The following is a 16,610-nucleotide window of genomic DNA, read 5'->3' on the forward strand; positions in this document are numbered from 1 at the left end:
ATGCCGAAGCTGCGCCGGGTCCTGGCCTGGTTCGTCGATTTCGCGCTGGTCGTGGCGCTGGCCTCGGCGCTCGCCGTGCTCACCTTCCACCGGGTCTCCGCGCTCGTCACCGACGTGCCCGAACTGGCCACCCGCGGCGGCTTCGACCTGCTGACCTCGCGCGGTGACGTGCTCGACGCCTCCCAGGACCTGGGTCTTTCGCTGTGGAACAAGTCGGTCCTGTACGTCGAGCAGGCCTTCGGGCTGCTGGTGCTGACGGTGTTCCTCTACCAGTGGGGCTGCCTGGCCCTGGCCGGGCGCACGCTCGGCAAGGGCCTGACCGGGCTGAAGGTCACCCCGAACCTCCCGCGCAGGGTCAGGGCCGCCCGGCGCGCCGCGGTCACCACCGCCGCGGACGTCGCCGTGTACGCCATGGCCTGCGTGCTGCTGGTGGAGGGTCAGGTCGTGCTGTCGGTGCTGGTGTGGGCGGTCGCGGTGGCGCTGTTCCTGCTGAACGCGCTGCCGGTCCTCTCCCCCGGCCGCCGGTCCCTCGCCGACCGTGTCGCGGGTACCGCGGTCACCGGGATCTGGCTCAGCAGGCCCGTCGCCACACCCCTAGTTCGTACTTCTTGAGCAGTGAACTGAGCATCAGGCGGCGCGAGTCGGCGCAGAAGCGGGCGGTGGGGAGTTCGTACTCGACGTGGAAGACGGCCTTGCCCGCGGCGGTGAACGGCCTCAGGGCGGTGCACTCGCCGTACTGGGCGCACTGCTCGTTGACCGCGAAGTCGAAGTCCCCGACCAGTTCCGGAATCTGGTCCAGGTCGTTCTTCAGGCCGACGGCCAGGCCCCGGTCGTGGGCCAGCCGGGCGATGAGGCGGTTGTAGCGCAGCTGGTCGGTGGCCGTGACGTGGAAGCCCGTGTCATTGCGGTAGCCGTCCATGTTGTCGGGCTCCACGGCGTCGAAGCCCTTGTCGCGGCACATGTCGATCCGGGCCGCCATGAGCGGCTCCAGGACATCGGTGCGGCGGATGTCGAGCCAGCGCTCGCCCTTCCAGCCGTTGCCGCGGCCGAGGACGGATTCCGGGAAGTCGCCGGCGTCCGGGCGGAACTCCTCCCAGGCGCCCGTGGAGAGGTAGCAGATGACCTTGCGGTCGTCGCGGTGCAGCCGGGTGACCGTGTCCTCGGAGTGGTCGAAACCGTCGATGTCGTAGACCGGCACGTCGACGGTGGTGTCCAGGCGTCCGCTGAGCTGCCACTGCCAGGCGGTGCCGGGGCGGGGCTGCCAGCGGGGGCCGGGCTTGTCGTCGGGGGGCCGGGCGCAGCCCGCGAGGAGCAGGACGAGCAGGGCGACGAGCAGGGACGGGCGTCTCACGGGGTGTTCTCCAGGGTGTGGGGCAGCGTGCCCCAAGGATGATCTCCGGTTCCGGGGACCGCGCAGTGCAGCGCCGCACCGCGCGCCCGGGCCAGGGCTTCCGGGTCGGCGTCGGGCGGGACGTCGTACACCAGGTGGCACAGCCATACGTCCGGGCCGCCCGGCCACGGCTGCGGGATCTGTGCGCGGTACGAGGCCCAGGTGCCCTCGAAGGTGACGAGGACGTCGGCGATACGGGCGTAGCAGGGATGCGGTGCCGTGCCGTGGTTGAGGACGAGGGTGCCGCAGCCCACGCCCCAGGCGGCCACGGCCAGCTTCTGGTAGTGCTCGAACTCCTCGGGTCCGGACGGGACCTGGTCGAGGAAGGCGCCGTCGGTGCCGTACCAGTCGCGGTGCCGGGTGAGGTCGCGGACGACGTCGGTGGCGGGGCGGCGGCCGTAATCGGTGTCGGCGTAGCCGAGGACCCGGACACCCTCCGCCCGCAGCCGGGCGGCGACCTCGGCGAAGGCCGGGTCGGGGCGGTCGCCGGGGCCACTGGCCGGGTTGAGGACGACTCCGTAGAGGCGGGGCGCCGCCGCGACGATCGCGTCCCATGCGGCGGGGCGGACGGACGGGTGCTCGTAGTACGGGACCAGGAGGGTGCTCATCGGTGGGCGGTTGCCCTCCCCAGCAGGGCGCACACCGGGGCGGCCTGGACGGCGGCGGCCGTGCCGTACACCTCATGCGGTGTTTCCCCCTGTGGTGCGGACGGTGTGCGGGGAACCCGATGCCGGGTGCGGGCATCGTGTGGCTGGTCGCGCCCCGCGGCGGAGCCGCATGTCAGACACGGCCCCGCGCCCCCAAGACCTAGGGCGGCTTCGGCGTGAGAGCCGACTGGAGTGCTGCCGGGGTCGTCCAGGCCGAGCGGGCTCCCGCGTACGGGGTGCCGAAGGCGCTGGTGCCGAGCAGGAGTTGCTTCTTGGTGCCCTCGGGGGCGGTGACCGGGATCTGCGTGCCCGAGGGGGCGGTGACGGTGACCGTCTTTCCGATGCAGTACGCCGCCACGCGGTTGTTCGCCAGGGCGCTCTGCCAGGCGGCGCCGCGCTGCAGCTCCGTGCCGATGGCGCTCTGCCGTGGGTTCTCCAGCGGGGTGCTGTCGGCGAACAGGGCCCGGTAGTCGGTGAGCACCTTCTCCATGACCGGGTAGAGCAGCCGGTCCTCGGCCGGGTTGGACTGGTGCGCGTAGTGCGGCCGGGGGTCGCCCGCGAGGACGTGCCCGAGGGCGGTGCGGGACTCCTGCGGGACGATGTGCTCGGCGTAGCCGGTGGCGACGTCGAGCGGCTGGTCCAGGCAGGTGGAGGTGGGGTTGTCCTCGCAGACGCCGCTGCCGCCGTCGGCGCGCGAGGTGTAGATCCAGTTGTACTCGTCGGCCGCCCGGGTCGACGGTCGTGTACGGGATGCCCGTGCTCCTGAGCTGGGCGGTGACCGCCTTCACGGTGCTGTCGCCGTTGTCCGCCACCAGCACCTTCAGATCGATGCGTGGTTCCTCGGCGGCCGCTGCCCCGGGCGCCGTCGCCCCGGCCGTGATCATTCCTGCCGCCGTCACCGCGGCGGCCGTTCTCCTCCAGCTGCGTGCACGCTGCGCCATGGTTCCTCCTCCAGAAGATCCCCCGGATCCTCGTGCGGTCGACCGGAGGAGGATCGTGGGGATCGCGCAAAGCGGCGAGCAGGGCGCTCACCGGATCGCGACGCGTGTGACCCGGTTCACCGGTGTGAGGGATCAAGAAATGGCCACTACGCCACCGACAGGTGAACGCCCGCAGGAATGAGCGAACGGGGCCACGCGCGTAGTCTCGTCGTCGAGTGTTCGCCGTACCGGGGAAGGCCCCGTGGTTACCGGACCCTGAGGTCGCATTAGGGTCGGCTTTCGGGCCCGGTCGACCCACACCGCTCGACCACTGCAACTTCACATCGGAAGCGAGATTTCACCACCGTGACTGCTCTCACTCTCAGCACCTCCGCGGCGCCCGGCCTGCGGGCCGACGCGATCGTGATCGGTGTCGCCAAGGGTGCCAAGGGACCGGTCGTCGCACCGGGCGCCGAGGCCGTGGACAAGGCGTACGACGGCAGGCTCGCCGGCGTTCTGGAGACTCTCGGCGCCTCCGGCGGCGAGGGCGAGGTGACGAAGCTGCCGGCGCCGTCCGGCTTCAAGACACCGCTCGTCCTGGCGGTCGGACTGGGCACGGTCCCCGAGAAGGACGCCGAGTACGGCACCGAGGCCCTGCGCAAGGCCGCCGGCGTCGCCGCCCGCGCCCTGGCCGGGTCGAAGAAGGCCGCCTTCGCGCTGCCGCTGGACGACGCCGCAGACGCCGGTGCGATCGGGGAGGGCGCGCTGCTCGGCGCGTACTCCTTCGACGCCTACAAGGACAACGGCAAGGACCCCAAGGCGAAGAACGGCAAGGCTCCCCTCGCCGAGATCGTCCTGCTCGGCGGCAAGCCGCGCGACAAGGCGTACAAGGCCGCGGTCGAGCGTGCCGTCGCCGTGTCCGAGGAGCTCAACCGCTCCCGCGACCTGGTCAACACCCCGCCGAACGACCTGAACCCCGAGTCGTTCGCCGCGATCGCCCAGGCCGCGGCCAAGGAACACGGCATCAAGATCCAGGTGCTCGACGAGAAGGCCCTGACCAAGGGCGGCTACGGCGGCATCCTCGGCGTCGGCTCCGGCTCCGCGGCCACCCCGCGCCTGGTCAAGCTGTCGTACACCTCCTCCAAGGCGAAGAAGCACCTCGCCTTCGTCGGCAAGGGCATCACCTACGACTCGGGCGGCATCTCGCTGAAGCCGGCCGGTCACAACGAGACGATGAAGTGCGACATGGCCGGTGCGGCCTCGGTGTTCGCCGCGGTCGTCGCCGCCGCGCGTCTCGGCCTGGAGGTCAACGTCACCGGCTGGCTCGCCCTGGCCGAGAACATGCCCTCCGGGTCCGCGACCCGTCCGGGTGACGTGCTGCGGATGTACAGCGGCAAGACGGTGGAGGTGCTCAACACCGACGCCGAGGGCCGGCTGGTGCTGGCCGACGCGCTGTGGGCGGCGTCGCAGGAGAAGCCGGACGCGATCGTGGACGTGGCGACGCTGACCGGGGCGATGGTGCTGGCGCTGGGCAACCGGACGTTCGGGATCATGGGCAACGACGACGCGTTCCGCGCGGCGCTGGTCGAGGCCGCCGAGGAGGTCGGGGAGCCGGCGTGGCCGATGCCGCTGCCGGAGCACCTGCGCAAGGGGATGGACTCGGCCACGGCCGACATCGCGAACATGGGCGAGCGGATGGGCGGCGGGCTGGTCGCCGGTCTGTTCCTGCGCGAGTTCGTGGGCGAGGGCATCACCTGGGCGCACCTGGACATCGCCGGGCCGGCCTTCAACGAGAGCGGGCCGTTCGGATACACGCCGAAGGGCGGCACGGGGACGGCCGTGCGGACGCTGGTGCGGCTGGCGGAGCTGACGGCTGCGGGCGATCTGGGCTGACCTTCGCCTGAGAGCTCGGTCTCGCCCGTCGTGTGGCGAGTGCGGGGGCGTGGGGGCTGTTCGCGCAGTTCCCCGCGCCCCTTGGGCTGCGGCCCTCGCGCCCGCGCGGCGGAGCCGCAGATCAGACACAGCCCGCGCCCCTTGGGTCAGCCGCCCTCGCGTCCCTGGGGCGCTGCTCCGGCGTGGCTCATCTGAACGTGGGGCGTCTCACACCGCAGCCCGGCGTCTCCTTGTGTGCCGACAAGTGCGAAGATGGGGCTCGGCAGGACAGGGCCCCACCGAAGGGCCGAAGAACGAGCGGCCGGACACCAGCCGCCTGCCGGTCGTCGAAGACCGGCTCACGGCGCACATGCATGGAGGACGTGACGTGGCGAACGACGCCAGCACCGTTTTCGACCTAGTGATCCTCGGCGGTGGCAGCGGTGGTTACGCCGCGGCCCTGCGCGGGGCGCAGCTGGGCCTGGACGTCGCCCTGATCGAGAAGGACAAGGTCGGCGGCACCTGCCTGCACCGGGGATGCATCCCCACCAAGGCCCTGCTGCACGCGGGCGAGATCGCCGACCAGGCCCGCGAGAGCGAGCAGTTCGGTGTGAAGGCCTCCTTCGAGGGCATCGACATCGCCGGTGTCCACAAGTACAAGGACGGCGTGATCGCCGGCCTGTACAAGGGCCTGCAGGGGCTCGTCGCCTCCCGGAAGGTGACGTACATCGAGGGTGAGGGCCGTCTGTCCTCCCCCACCTCCGTCGACGTGAACGGCCGCCGCGTCGAGGGCCGCCACATCCTGCTCGCGACCGGCTCCGTGCCGAAGTCGCTGCCCGGCCTGGACATCGACGGCAACCGGATCATCTCCTCCGACCACGCCCTCGTCCTGGACCGCGTGCCGAAGTCCGCGATCATCCTGGGCGGCGGTGTCATCGGCGTCGAGTTCGCCTCCGCGTGGAAGTCCTTCGGCACCGAGGTCACGATCGTCGAGGGCCTCAAGCACCTCGTCCCGGTCGAGGACGAGAACTCCTCCAAGCTGCTGGAGCGCTCGTTCCGCAAGCGCGGCATCAAGTTCAACCTGGGCACCTTCTTCCAGAAGGCCGAGTACACCCAGGACGGCGTCAAGGTCACCCTCGCCGACGGCAAGGAGTTCGAGGCCGAGGTCCTGCTGGTCGCCATCGGCCGCGGCCCGGTCTCCCAGGGCCTGGGCTACGAGGAGCAGGGCGTCGCCATGGACCGCGGCTACGTCCTGGTCGACGAGTACATGCGCACGAACGTGCCGACCATCTCCGCCGTCGGTGACCTCGTCCCGACCCTCCAGCTCGCGCACGTCGGCTTCGCCGAGGGCATCCTGGTGGCGGAGCGCCTGGCCGGTCTGAAGACCGTTCCGATCGACTACGACGGTGTCCCGCGGGTGACGTACTGCCACCCGGAGGTCGCCTCCGTGGGTATCACCGAGGCCAAGGCCAAGGAGATCTACGGCGCGGACAAGGTCGTCGCTCTGAAGTACAACCTCGCGGGCAACGGCAGGAGCAAGATCCTGAACACCGCGGGTGAGATCAAGCTCGTCCAGGTCAAGGACGGTGCCGTCGTCGGCGTCCACATGGTCGGCGACCGCATGGGCGAGCAGGTCGGCGAAGCCCAGCTGATCTACAACTGGGAGGCGCTGCCCGCCGAGGTCGCGCAGCTCATCCACGCCCACCCGACCCAGAGCGAGGCGCTCGGCGAGGCCCACCTGGCCCTGGCCGGCAAGCCCCTCCACGCGCACGACTGACCCCTCGGTCGACACACGCGACGACACAGACTTCCGCACTTTCCGTAAGGAGCAACCGAAACCATGGCGGTTTCCGTAACCCTTCCGGCGCTCGGCGAGAGCGTCACCGAGGGCACTGTCACCCGCTGGCTGAAGGCCGAGGGCGAGCGCGTCGAGGCCGACGAGCCGCTGCTCGAGGTGTCGACCGACAAGGTCGACACCGAGATTCCTTCGCCCGCCGCCGGTGTCCTGGCCTCCATCAAGGTCGCCGAGGACGAGACGGTCGAGGTCGGCGCCGAGCTGGCCCTGATCGACGACGGCAGCGGCGCGCCCGCTGCCGAGTCGGCGCCAGCCGCGGAGCAGGTCGCCGAGCCGGCCCCCGAGCCGGCCGCGGCCGCCCCGTCCACCGAGCAGGCCGCCCCGGCCGCCGCTCCCTCCGCCGACGCCGCCGCCGGCGGCGGCTCCGCCGAGGGCACGGACGTCGTCCTGCCCGCGCTCGGCGAGTCCGTCACCGAGGGCACCGTCACCCGCTGGCTGAAGTCGGTCGGTGACAGCGTCGAGGCCGACGAGCCGCTGCTCGAGGTCTCCACCGACAAGGTCGACACCGAGATCCCGGCGCCCACCTCGGGCACGCTGCTCGAGATCGTGGTCGGCGAGGACGAGACCGCCGAGGTCGGCGCCAAGCTCGCCGTCATCGGCGAGGCGGGTGCGGCTCCGGCCGCCGCCCCGGCGCAGGAGGCCCCGGCCGCCCCGGCCCAGCCCGAGCCCACCCCGGCTCCGGCCCCGGAGCAGCCCGCCCCGGCCCCGCAGGCCCCGTCGGCTCCGGCCCCGCAGCAGCAGACCACCCCGGCTCCCGAGCCGGCCCCGTCCGCTCCCGCGCCGGCCCCGGCTCCGGCCCAGGCCCCGGCCGCTCCGGCCGCCGCCAAGCCGGCCGACGACGGCGCCTACGTCACCCCGCTGGTGCGCAAGCTCGCCGCCGAGCAGGGCGTCGACCTGGCCACCGTCAAGGGCACCGGCGTCGGCGGTCGTATCCGCAAGCAGGACGTCGTCGCCGCCGCCGAGGCCGCGAAGAGCGCCGCCGCCACCCCGGCCCCCGCCGCTGCCGCCCCGTCGGCCGCGAAGAAGGCCCCGGTGCTGGAGGCGTCGCCGCTGCGCGGCCAGACCGTGAAGATGCCGCGCATCCGCAAGGTCATCGGCGACAACATGGTCAAGGCCCTGCACGAGCAGGCCCAGCTGTCCTCGGTCGTCGAGGTCGACGTCACCCGCCTGATGAAGCTGCGCGCCCGTGCCAAGGACGCGTTCGCGGCCCGCGAGGGCGTCAAGCTCTCCCCGATGCCGTTCTTCGTCAAGGCCGCGGCCCAGGCGCTGAAGGCGCACGCGCCGATCAACGCCAAGATCAACGAGGCCGAGGGGACCATCACCTACTTCGACACCGAGAACGTCGGTATCGCGGTGGACTCCGAGAAGGGCCTGATGACCCCGGTCATCAAGAACGCCGGTGACCTCAACCTCGCCGGTATCGCCAAGGCCACGGCCGACCTGGCGGGCAAGGTCCGCGCCAACAAGATCACCCCGGACGAGCTGTCCGGCGCGACCTTCACCATCTCCAACACCGGGTCGCGCGGCGCGCTCTTCGACACGATCATCGTGCCGCCGGGCCAGGTCGCGATCCTCGGCATCGGCGCGACGGTCAAGCGCCCCGCCGTCATCGAGACGGAGGAGGGCACGGTCATCGGCGTCCGCGACATGACGTACCTGACCCTGTCCTACGACCACCGCCTGGTGGACGGCGCCGACGCGGCCCGTTACCTGACGGCGGTCAAGGCCATCCTGGAGGCGGGCGAGTTCGAGGTCGAGCTCGGCCTCTGACCTTCGGTTCCACGGCTGATCGGTGCCCCGTCCGGATCTCCCGGGCGGGGCACCGTCGTACCCCAGGGGCGCGGGGAACCGCGCGACCGGCCACGGACGACGCGCACCCGCCCGAAGACCGTCCGGCCCGAGCTCACACGCGCCGCACACACCATGTGCGCCTCGTCTCACCTGCGCGACAGCCCCCACGTCGGCCCCACCCGCGGAGCGAACCGGCCGTATTGTCTAAACGTCAATCCCGCGTAAGGAGCCCTCATGACCGCGCCCGTCATCCACTCGCTCCGCGAGCAGATCCGCGAGCACATCCTGGAGGGGATCATCAGCGGACGCTGGCAGCCGGGCGAGCGGATCGTCGAGCGCCGGATCGCCACCGAGCTGGAGGTCAGCCAGACCCCGGTCCGCGAGGCCCTGCGCGAGCTGGAGTCCCTGCGCCTGATCGAGTCCGCTCCGAACAAGGGCGTGCGCGTCCGCAACCTCACAGCCGCCGACCTGGAGGAGAGCTACCCGGTCCGGGCCGGCCTGGAGGCCATCGCCGCGGAGCTGGCCGCCCAGGGCCTCGCGGAGGACTGCTCGGCACTGGAGCCCCACGTCAGCGCCCTGTACGAGGCCGACCGCAGCTCCGACGGCACGGGACAGGTCCGCCACACCGTCGCCTTCCACCGCGAACTGGTCCGCGCCGCGGGCAACTCCGTGCTGCTGCACACCTGGGAAGGCCTCGGCATCGAGGTGTTCACGGCCCTGTCGATCCGCTGGCTGGGCACCCGGCAGCAGTCGTACGCGGAGGAGCACGAGGAGCTCGTCGCCGCGTTCAAGCGCCGTGACCCCCGGATCGCCGAACTCGTGAAGGCGCACGTCCTGGGCTGCGCTCCCCGGGCGTGACACCCGAGCGCACCTTCGCTCAAACGCCTCCGACCTGCGAGAACCGTTCGAAAATCGGTCACCGCGTGCCACCGCCGGAGGCACCGCGTGCCTATTTTCTCGTGATCAAGAGGTTTTGCCCCTCAACCCTTTGATCGATCATCGATCAGCGAGTTAGAGTCGCCGACGGGCTTGCCACCCAAGCCCCAGCCCTGTCCTGCCAAAGACAAAGGGCACCCCCGATCCCCCTTGTGTGAGGGAACCCCCTTCGACTGAGGAAGGCGGCGACATGACCGACCCCAACGCCATCCAGCCGAGCGAGCTCGACCAGCTCCCCGACCGGGACCCGGAGGAGACCGCCGAATGGCAGGCCTCCCTGGACGCGGTCACCAAGGCTGCCGGGCCGCACCGTGCCGCATACCTGATGCGCCGCACGCTGGAGCGCGCCGAGGGCGCCGGCATCGCGCTGCCGAAGCTCCTCGAGACCGACTACGTCAACTCCATCCCGACCTCCGCCGAGCCGGCCGTGCCCGGTGACGAGGCGATGGAGCAGCGGATCACCGCGTGGAACCGCTGGAACGCGGCCGCGATGGTGACCCGGGGCAGCAAATACGGCGTCGGCGGCCACATCGCCACCTTCGCCTCGGCCGCCTGGCTGTACGAGACCGGCTTCAACCACTTCTTCAAGGGCAAAGAGGCCGACGGCTCCGGCGACCAGCTCTACATCCAGGGCCACGCCTCCCCCGGCATCTACGCCCGCGCGTTCCTCGACGGCCGTCTGAACGAGGAGCAGCTCGACAACTTCCGCCGGGAGGCGGGCGGCAACGGCCTGCCCTCCTACCCGCACCCGCGCCGCCTGCCCTGGCTGTGGGAGTTCCCGACGGTCTCCATGGGCCTCGGCCCGCTGTCGGCGATCTACCAGGCGCGCTTCAACCGCTATCTGGCCAACCGCGGCATCAAGGACACCGCCGGTTCGCACGTGTGGGCGTTCCTCGGCGACGGCGAGATGGACGAGCCCGAGTCGACGGCGGCCCTCGCGCTGGCGGCCCGTGAGGAGCTGGACAACCTCACGTTCGTCATCAACTGCAACCTGCAGCGCCTCGACGGCCCGGTCCGCGCCAACTTCAAGATCGTGCAGGAGCTGGAGGCCCAGTTCCGCGGCGCCGGCTGGAACGTCGTGAAGACGCTGTGGGGCACGGCCTGGGACGAGCTGTTCCGGCTCGACACCACGGGCGCGCTCGTACGCCGCCTGCGCCAGGTACCGGACGCGCAGATCCAGACGTACCAGACCCGCGACGCGGCCTACATCCGCCAGGACTTCTTCGGCGGCGACCCGGCGCTCGTGGAGATGGCGAAGCTGCTGAGCGACGACAAGATCCTCGAGTGTTTCCACCTCTCGCGCGGTGGTCACGAGGCGCGCAAGGTGTTCGCCGCGTACAAGGCCGCCGTCGAGCACAAGGGCGCGCCGACCGTGATCCTGGCCCAGACGGTCAAGGGCCACACCCTGGGCGAGGGCTTCGCGTCGAAGAACGCCAACCACCAGATGAAGAAGCTCTCGGTGGACGAGTTCAAGAACATGCGCGACCTGCTCGAACTGCCGATCAAGGACAGCGACTTCGTCGACGGCGTGGTGCCCTACGGCCACCCGGGCGCCGACTCCCCCGAGGTCCGCTACCTCCAGGAGCGGCGCGCCGCCCTCGGCGGTCCGGCCCCGGCCCGGCGCGTGCACCCGGTCGCCCCGCTGCCCGCCCCGGCCGAGAAGGCGTTCGCGTCCTTCGACAAGGGCTCCGGTTCGCAGAACGTGGCCACCACCATGGCGTTCGTCCGTCTGGTCAAGGACCTGGTCCGCGACAAGGAGACGGGCAAGCGCTGGGTGCCGATCGTCCCGGACGAGGCGCGCACCTTCGGTATGGAGTCGCTGTTCCCGTCGCTCGGCATCTACTCGCCGAAGGGCCAGACGTACGAGCCGGTCGACCGTGACCAGCTGATGTACTACAAGGAGGCCCAGAACGGCCAGATCCTCAACGAGGGGATCACCGAGGCCGGTTCGATGGCCGACTTCATCGCCGCTTCGACGTCGTACTCGACGCACGGCGAGGCGATGATCCCGTTCTACATCTTCTACTCGATGTTCGGCTGGCAGCGCACGGCCGACCAGATGTGGCAGCTCGGCGACCAGCTCGGCCGCGGCTTCCTCGTCGGCGCCACGGCCGGCCGTACGACGCTGACGGGCGAGGGCCTGCAGCACGCCGACGGCCACTCCCCCGTGATCGCGGCGACGAACCCGGCGGCGCTGTCGTACGACCCGGCGTTCGCCTACGAGGTCGCCACCATCGTCAAGGACGGTCTGCGCCGGATGTACGGCGAGGAGGCCCCGGGCGAGGACCAGAACGTCTTCTACTACCTGACCGTCTACAACGAGCCGATGCCGCAGCCGGCGAAGCCGTCCGTGGACCGGATCGACGAGGGCATCGTCAAGGGCCTGTACCGCTTCAACACGGCGGAGTCGGCGGGCATCACGCCCCCGGCCAACGCCCCGCGGATCCAGCTGCTCGGCTCCGGTACGGCGATCCACTGGGCGCTCAAGGCACAGCAACTGCTCGCCGAGGAGTGGGGCGTGGCGGCCGACGTGTGGTCGGCGACGTCCTGGAGCGAGCTGCGCCGGGACGCCCTGGAGGCGGACGAGGCGCTGCTGCGCGGCGAGGAGCGGGTGCCGTTCGTGCGGCAGGCGCTCCAGGGTGCCGACGGCCCGGTGCTGGCGGTCTCCGACTACATGCGCCAGGTGCCGGACCAGATCGCGCAGTGGGTCGAGCAGGACTGGTCCTCGCTGGGCGCCGACGGCTTCGGCCTCTCGGACACCCGTGAGGCGGCCCGCCGCCACTTCGGTGTGGACGCCGAGTCGATCGTCGTCGCGGCCCTGGCCCAGCTCGCCAAGCGCGGCGAGGTCAAGGCGACGGCCGTGAAGGAAGCGCGCGAGAAGTACGGTCTGTAAGGTCTGCGGCCCTCATCGGTCCCGGTCGTTCGTCGGCTGCGGGCCGGTGGGGGCCTGTCGCGCAGTTCCCCGCGCCCCCAAGCACGGGCGTGCCCGAGCTGGCCTGTTTCAGGGGCGCGGGGCTGTATCGATATGCGGCTCCGCCGCGTGGGCGCGACTAGCCCCCCACACACACCCGCGCCCGAACACGCACCATGATGGCCCTATGCGTGCTGCCCGGCTGATCAAGATGGTGCTGCTGCTCCAGTCCCGGCCCTCCATGACGGCCGCCGAGCTCGCCCGTGAGCTGGAGGTGTCGGAGCGGACGGTCACCCGGGACGCGCAGGCGCTGTCGGAGGCGGGCGTGCCGGTGTACGCGGACCGGGGCCGGGTCGGTGGCTACCGGCTGGTCGGCGGGTACCGGACGCGGCTGACCGGGCTGCACCGCGGCGAGGCCGAGGCGCTGTTCCTGTCCGGTGTGCCGGGGGCGCTGCGCGAGATGGGCCTGGAGGACGCCGCCTCGGCGGCCCGGCTGAAGGTGTCGGCGGCGCTGCTGCCCTCCCTGCGGGACGCCTCCAGGACGGCCTCCCAGCGGTTCCACCTGGACGCCCCGAACTGGTTCAAGGAGCCGAGGACGCCCGAGCTGCTGCCGGCCGTGGCCGACGCGGTGTGGGACGACCGGCGGATCAGCGCCCGCTACCGGCGCGGTGAGGACGAGGTCGTCCGGGAGCTGGAGCCGTACGGGCTCGTGCTGAAGGCGGGCGTCTGGTACCTGTGCGCGCGGGTGGCCCGGGGCGCGTCCTTCCGGGTGTACCGGATCGACCGGTTCACGGCGGTGGACACGGACGGCGAGCGCTTCGAGCGGGAGCCCGATTTCGACCTGCCCGCGTTCTGGGAGGAGCGGGCCGAGCAGTTCGCGCGGTCCATCCTGCGGGCGCGGGTCGTGGTGCGGCTGTCCCCCGACGGCGTACGCGCACTGCCGTACGCCCTCGACGCGCTGACCGCCCGGGAGGCCCTGGCGGACGCGGACGCCCCGGACGAGGACGGCTGGGTGACGGTGGCCCTGCCGGTGGAGTCCGAGGAGGTCGCCCGCACGCAGCTGGCGGCGCTGGGACCGGAGGTGGAGGTACTGGCGCCGGAGAGCCTGCGCGAGCGGTTCGCGGCGGACGCGGAGCGGCTGGCCCGGCTCTACCGGCCCGCCGGCGGCGCATAACGATCCCGCGCACTCCGGGTGCGCCCCTGTGCCCCAGGGCCGATGCTTGACCCGTGATGGACGAGACGGAGTTCTGGGAGCTGGTGGACGACGCCCGGGAGGCCTCCGAGGGCGACCCCGAGGAGCAGGCCGACCTGCTCGTGGACCGGCTCGCCCAGCTGGACCCGGATTCGGTCCTGGACTTCGCCCGTCACTTCGAGTCCCGCTACAACCGCGCCTACCGCTGGGACCTGTGGGGCGCCGCGTGGGTGCTGCTCGACGGGGCGAGCGACGACGCCTTCGACTTCTTCCGGTGCTGGCTGATCGGCCAGGGGCGCGAGGTGTTCGAGGGCGCCGTGCACGACCCGGACGCGCTCGCCGATCTGCTGGGCGACTTCGACGAGGAGATCGACGGCGACGGCGAGGAGCTCGGCTACGCGGCGGACGAGGCCTACGAGCAGCTCACCGGCGTGGTCGCGCCCGACCTGGAGATCGCGCCGGCGCCCCCGGAACCGGAGGGCACGCCGCTCGACTTCGAGAACGAGGGGCTGCTCGCGGAGCGCTACCCCCGGCTGTGGGAGCGCTTCAGGGGCTGATCAGGCGGCCCGGCGGCGGCTCGCGTCGGACGGGATGGAGGCGTGCGTCCGATCGGCCCGCACCGCGTGGTGCAGCGGAGCGGCATTGGCCTGGTCGAGCGCGGAGGCGGTGACCGCGGCCGGGCCCAGGACGACGGTCGCGACCGCGCACAGCACCGCCCAGGGGCCGCGCGCGGCCTCCGCCCGCGTACCCGGCTCCCCGGCGCTCCCCGCGTGCCGCGGGGCCTTCCTGCGACCGTTGTTCATGGTCCCCACCTCCAGTCGGCTGCCTGTGGGGCCGACCGTAGGAGACGGGGATCTCAGGAGACTGCGCGTTCGCTGTGGCCTTGCTGTGGGCCGTCCGGCCGGCCCTGGAGCCGGGCTGCGAGCTGCCGGATCTCGGGCAGGCGGGCGTGCAGGGCGGCTCCCGGGCAGCTGGTCATGTAGCCGTCGTTGTGCCCGGCGAGGGCGGGCAGCCGGGCGGTGGATCCGGCCGCGTACCGGCTCAGACCGTTGCTGGAGACCAGGCGGACGTCCGAGCGCGGGTCGGTGCCGGTCAGGCCCAGTTTCCAGGCGGACAGCGCGGCGATCGAGCGGATCATGGGCTGCGGGACGGGCATGCCCTCGGTGAAGGTGCCGAGGGCGGCGATGCCCGCGGTGCGGTGGTTGAAGCCCTGGGTGTGGGCGCCGGTGACGGCGCGTTCCACGCCCCCGGCGCGGCCCTCGTAGATGGTTCCGCAGCGGTCGACGACGAAGTTGTAGCCGATGTCGTCCCAGTCGCGGTTGCCGGTCTGGCCGGTGTAGAGGTCCCGGATGATGCGGGGCGCGTCGGCGCAGTCGTAGCCGTTGGGCGAGTCGGTGTGGTGGACGAAGACGGCGGCGACCCGGTCGTCGTAGCGCGGGCGCGGCTGGGCGCGGGCGGCGTCGCCCAGCCAGTGCGCTCTCGGCTCGATGGGCGGGCGCGGGGCGGTGTAGGAGGTGGCCGGGGAGCGGGGCGGAGCGGCACGGGAGCCGGTGTCGGCGGCGTTCTCGACGCCGTGGGCGCACAGGAACAGCGCCACGACGGCGGCGACGCCCGGCAGGCAGCCGAGCAGCACCCGGGCCGCGCGCGGCAGGCCGGCTATGCCGGGTGTCCCGTCGGCGGAGTGCCTGCGTGCGCCCCGCCGTCTTCGGAAGACACGCATGGTCCCACTGTCGGCCTGATCCGGTCCGTCCGCGATGTGTGATGTGCCACCCGGTGGAACCATCGTCACGGTCCGCGACGTTTTTCCCTGTGCGCGCTCGCGTGGCCGATTCCGATCAACGCGTGCGCGGGTGACTGATCACCGGGCCCTCCCCCCGCGTATTAAGGGGTTCCGAGAGAAAGGCGGCGTGCGTGGACCTGCTCGACATCCTGCTGTTGCTGGTCGTCCTGGCCTACGCGGCGTCCGGGTACCGGCGCGGGCTGGTGGCCGGTTGTGTGTCGCTGGCGGGCTTCGTGGGCGGTGCGGTCGTCGGCGTGTGGGCCCTGCCGTGGGTCATGGACCTGGTGGAGCCGGGGACGACGCGGGCGACGCTGACAGCGGTGTTCACGGTGCTGCTCCCGGCGGTGGTGGGGCACGAGCTGGCGGGGCGCCTGGCGCTGCGGCTGCGGCGGGAGCTGGACCGGGGGCCGCTGCGGGTGGCGGACGGCGTCGGCGGGGCCGTGGCCAACGCGGTGGCCGTGCTGATCGTGGCGTGGGTGGCGGCCAGCGTCCTGGGCGCGTCCTCGTCCCCGCTGGTCACCTCGGCGATCCGGGACTCGCGGCTGCTCGGCGCGGTGCAACGGACGATGCCGGACACGACGCCGGCCTGGTTCTCGGGGGCCACGTCCGCGCTGACGCAGGCGGGCTTCCCGCAGGTCTTCAACCCCTTCGAGAACGAGTCGACGGCCGAGGTCGCCCGGCCCACCGGCGACAGTGTCACGGCCGCGGCGACCAACGCCGCCAAGCGGAGCACGGTGAAGGTCGAGGGCGTCGCGGGCACCCAGGGCCGCGAGGGCAGCGGGTTCGTGTACGCGCGCGAGCACGTGATGACCAACGCCCATGTGGTGGCCGGCATCGACGAGCCGACCGTGCAGATCGGCGGGGTCGGGCGGACGTACGAGGCGCGAGTGGTGCTGTTCGACCCGCAGAAGGACGTGGCCGTGCTGTACGTGCCGGGTCTGAAGGCCCCGGTGCTGCGGTTCGACGACGACGCCGAGCGCGGCGACTCGGCGGTCGTCGCGGGCTATCCGCAGGACGGCGACCTCAACCTCCAGGCGGCGACGGTCGCGAACCGGGTGCGGGCGACGGGCCAGAACATCTACAACGACGGGACGGCCATCCGCGAGATCTACTCGATCCGCTCCACGGTCCGCCCCGGCAACTCCGGCGGGCCCCTGCTCACCACGGACGGCCGGGTGTTCGGCGTGGTCTTCGCGCGCTCCACCTCGGACGCCGAGACAGGCTACGTCCTGACGGCGGACGAGGTCGCCTCCGACGCGCGCAGCGCCGCGGGCGCGACGACGCCGGTGGACACCGGCGAGCTGGCCGCGTCGTAA

General features: G+C 72.0%; 14 protein-coding genes and 1 pseudogene. 10 read left to right on the plus strand and 5 right to left on the minus strand.

The genetic code is table 11. From position 1 onward, the window contains the following. Complete coding sequence (locus IE153_RS39815; protein WP_189594560.1) at nt 1–612, plus strand: RDD family protein; 612 nt, start codon at nt 1–3, stop codon at nt 610–612. Here the strand turns inward: IE153_RS39815 and IE153_RS39820 are convergent. The 3 genes and pseudogenes from IE153_RS39820 to IE153_RS39825 form a co-directional block, all read right to left on the minus strand. Next, nucleotides 572–1,351, minus strand: a complete 780-nt coding sequence (locus tag IE153_RS39820; RefSeq protein WP_229829409.1) for an endo alpha-1,4 polygalactosaminidase — start codon at nt 1,349–1,351, stop codon at nt 572–574. The two genes, IE153_RS39815 and IE153_RS39820, sit on opposite strands and share 41 nt — an antisense overlap. Beyond that, complete coding sequence (locus IE153_RS42190) at nt 1,348–1,998, minus strand: spherulation-specific family 4 protein (RefSeq protein WP_229829410.1); 651 nt, start codon at nt 1,996–1,998, stop codon at nt 1,348–1,350. The genes IE153_RS39820 and IE153_RS42190 overlap by 4 nt, the downstream gene beginning before the upstream one ends. Before the next feature lie 199 nt (nt 1,999–2,197). Continuing rightward, a pseudogene (locus IE153_RS39825) lies at nt 2,198–2,761 on the minus strand (hypothetical protein); the annotation flags it as partial. A 26-nt stretch (nt 2,762–2,787) separates the two neighbouring features. On the opposite strand from IE153_RS39825, the gene IE153_RS39830 reads away from it, so the two are divergent. The 8 genes from IE153_RS39830 (at nt 2,788) to IE153_RS39865 (ending at nt 14,071) form a co-directional block, all read left to right on the plus strand. Further along, nucleotides 2,788–3,159, plus strand: a complete 372-nt coding sequence (locus IE153_RS39830) for a hypothetical protein (RefSeq protein WP_229829411.1) — start codon at nt 2,788–2,790, stop codon at nt 3,157–3,159. A gap of 164 nt (nt 3,160–3,323) precedes the next feature. Next, a complete protein-coding gene (locus tag IE153_RS39835; RefSeq protein WP_189594563.1) occupies nt 3,324–4,850 on the plus strand; it encodes a leucyl aminopeptidase in 1,527 nt (508 codons plus the stop codon). Between the two features lie 367 nt (nt 4,851–5,217). Then, complete coding sequence (gene lpdA, locus IE153_RS39840; RefSeq protein WP_179878828.1) at nt 5,218–6,606, plus strand: dihydrolipoyl dehydrogenase; 1,389 nt, start codon at nt 5,218–5,220, stop codon at nt 6,604–6,606. Between the two features lie 63 nt (nt 6,607–6,669). Beyond that, nucleotides 6,670–8,454: a 2-oxoglutarate dehydrogenase, E2 component, dihydrolipoamide succinyltransferase gene (gene sucB, locus IE153_RS39845; protein WP_189594564.1), complete on the plus strand. Its 1,785-nt coding sequence runs from the start codon at nt 6,670–6,672 to the stop codon at nt 8,452–8,454. Between the two features lie 255 nt (nt 8,455–8,709). Further along, the gene (locus IE153_RS39850) at nt 8,710–9,333 is read left to right on the plus strand and encodes a GntR family transcriptional regulator (RefSeq protein ID WP_030837481.1); all 624 of its coding nucleotides are present in this window, start codon (nt 8,710–8,712) and stop codon (nt 9,331–9,333) included. Between the two features lie 268 nt (nt 9,334–9,601). Further along, a complete protein-coding gene (gene aceE, locus IE153_RS39855; protein ID WP_189594565.1) occupies nt 9,602–12,304 on the plus strand; it encodes a pyruvate dehydrogenase (acetyl-transferring), homodimeric type in 2,703 nt (900 codons plus the stop codon). 205 nt (nt 12,305–12,509) lie between these two features. Continuing rightward, nucleotides 12,510–13,496, plus strand: a complete 987-nt coding sequence (locus tag IE153_RS39860; protein WP_189594566.1) for a helix-turn-helix transcriptional regulator — start codon at nt 12,510–12,512, stop codon at nt 13,494–13,496. 56 nt (nt 13,497–13,552) lie between these two features. After that, nucleotides 13,553–14,071, plus strand: a complete 519-nt coding sequence (locus tag IE153_RS39865; RefSeq protein WP_097216198.1) for a DUF4240 domain-containing protein — start codon at nt 13,553–13,555, stop codon at nt 14,069–14,071. Here the strand turns inward: IE153_RS39865 and IE153_RS39870 are convergent, their stop codons facing one another. Continuing rightward, a complete protein-coding gene (locus tag IE153_RS39870; RefSeq protein WP_229829412.1) occupies nt 14,072–14,317 on the minus strand; it encodes a hypothetical protein in 246 nt (81 codons plus the stop codon). It abuts the gene before it with no gap. A 53-nt stretch (nt 14,318–14,370) separates the two neighbouring features. Continuing rightward, nucleotides 14,371–15,147: a peptidoglycan recognition protein family protein gene (locus tag IE153_RS39875; RefSeq protein ID WP_229829414.1), complete on the minus strand. Its 777-nt coding sequence runs from the start codon at nt 15,145–15,147 to the stop codon at nt 14,371–14,373. 278 nt (nt 15,148–15,425) lie between these two features. Between IE153_RS39875 and IE153_RS39880 the strand changes: the two genes are divergently transcribed. Beyond that, the gene (locus IE153_RS39880; protein WP_189594567.1) at nt 15,426–16,610 is read left to right on the plus strand and encodes a MarP family serine protease; all 1,185 of its coding nucleotides are present in this window, start codon (nt 15,426–15,428) and stop codon (nt 16,608–16,610) included.

Source organism: Streptomyces massasporeus, assembly GCF_014648995.1.
In the GTDB taxonomy this organism is placed as follows: domain Bacteria; phylum Actinomycetota; class Actinomycetes; order Streptomycetales; family Streptomycetaceae; genus Streptomyces; species Streptomyces massasporeus.

What these genes read in the sequence shown, in the direction of transcription:
- aceE (WP_189594565.1), top strand. Translation starts at nt 9,602, where the DNA reads ATGACCGACCCCAACGCCATCCAGCCGAGCGAGCTCGACCAGCTCCCC.
- IE153_RS42190 (WP_229829410.1), bottom strand. Translation starts at nt 1,998, where the DNA reads ATGAGCACCCTCCTGGTCCCGTACTACGAGCACCCGTCCGTCCGCCCC.
- IE153_RS39815 (WP_189594560.1), top strand. Translation starts at nt 1, where the DNA reads ATGCCGAAGCTGCGCCGGGTCCTGGCCTGGTTCGTCGATTTCGCGCTG.
- IE153_RS39830 (WP_229829411.1), top strand. Translation starts at nt 2,788, where the DNA reads ATGCCCGTGCTCCTGAGCTGGGCGGTGACCGCCTTCACGGTGCTGTCG.
- IE153_RS39865 (WP_097216198.1), top strand. Translation starts at nt 13,553, where the DNA reads ATGGACGAGACGGAGTTCTGGGAGCTGGTGGACGACGCCCGGGAGGCC.
- sucB (WP_189594564.1), top strand. Translation starts at nt 6,670, where the DNA reads ATGGCGGTTTCCGTAACCCTTCCGGCGCTCGGCGAGAGCGTCACCGAG.
- IE153_RS39870 (WP_229829412.1), bottom strand. Translation starts at nt 14,317, where the DNA reads ATGAACAACGGTCGCAGGAAGGCCCCGCGGCACGCGGGGAGCGCCGGG.
- IE153_RS39860 (WP_189594566.1), top strand. Translation starts at nt 12,510, where the DNA reads ATGCGTGCTGCCCGGCTGATCAAGATGGTGCTGCTGCTCCAGTCCCGG.
- IE153_RS39850 (WP_030837481.1), top strand. Translation starts at nt 8,710, where the DNA reads ATGACCGCGCCCGTCATCCACTCGCTCCGCGAGCAGATCCGCGAGCAC.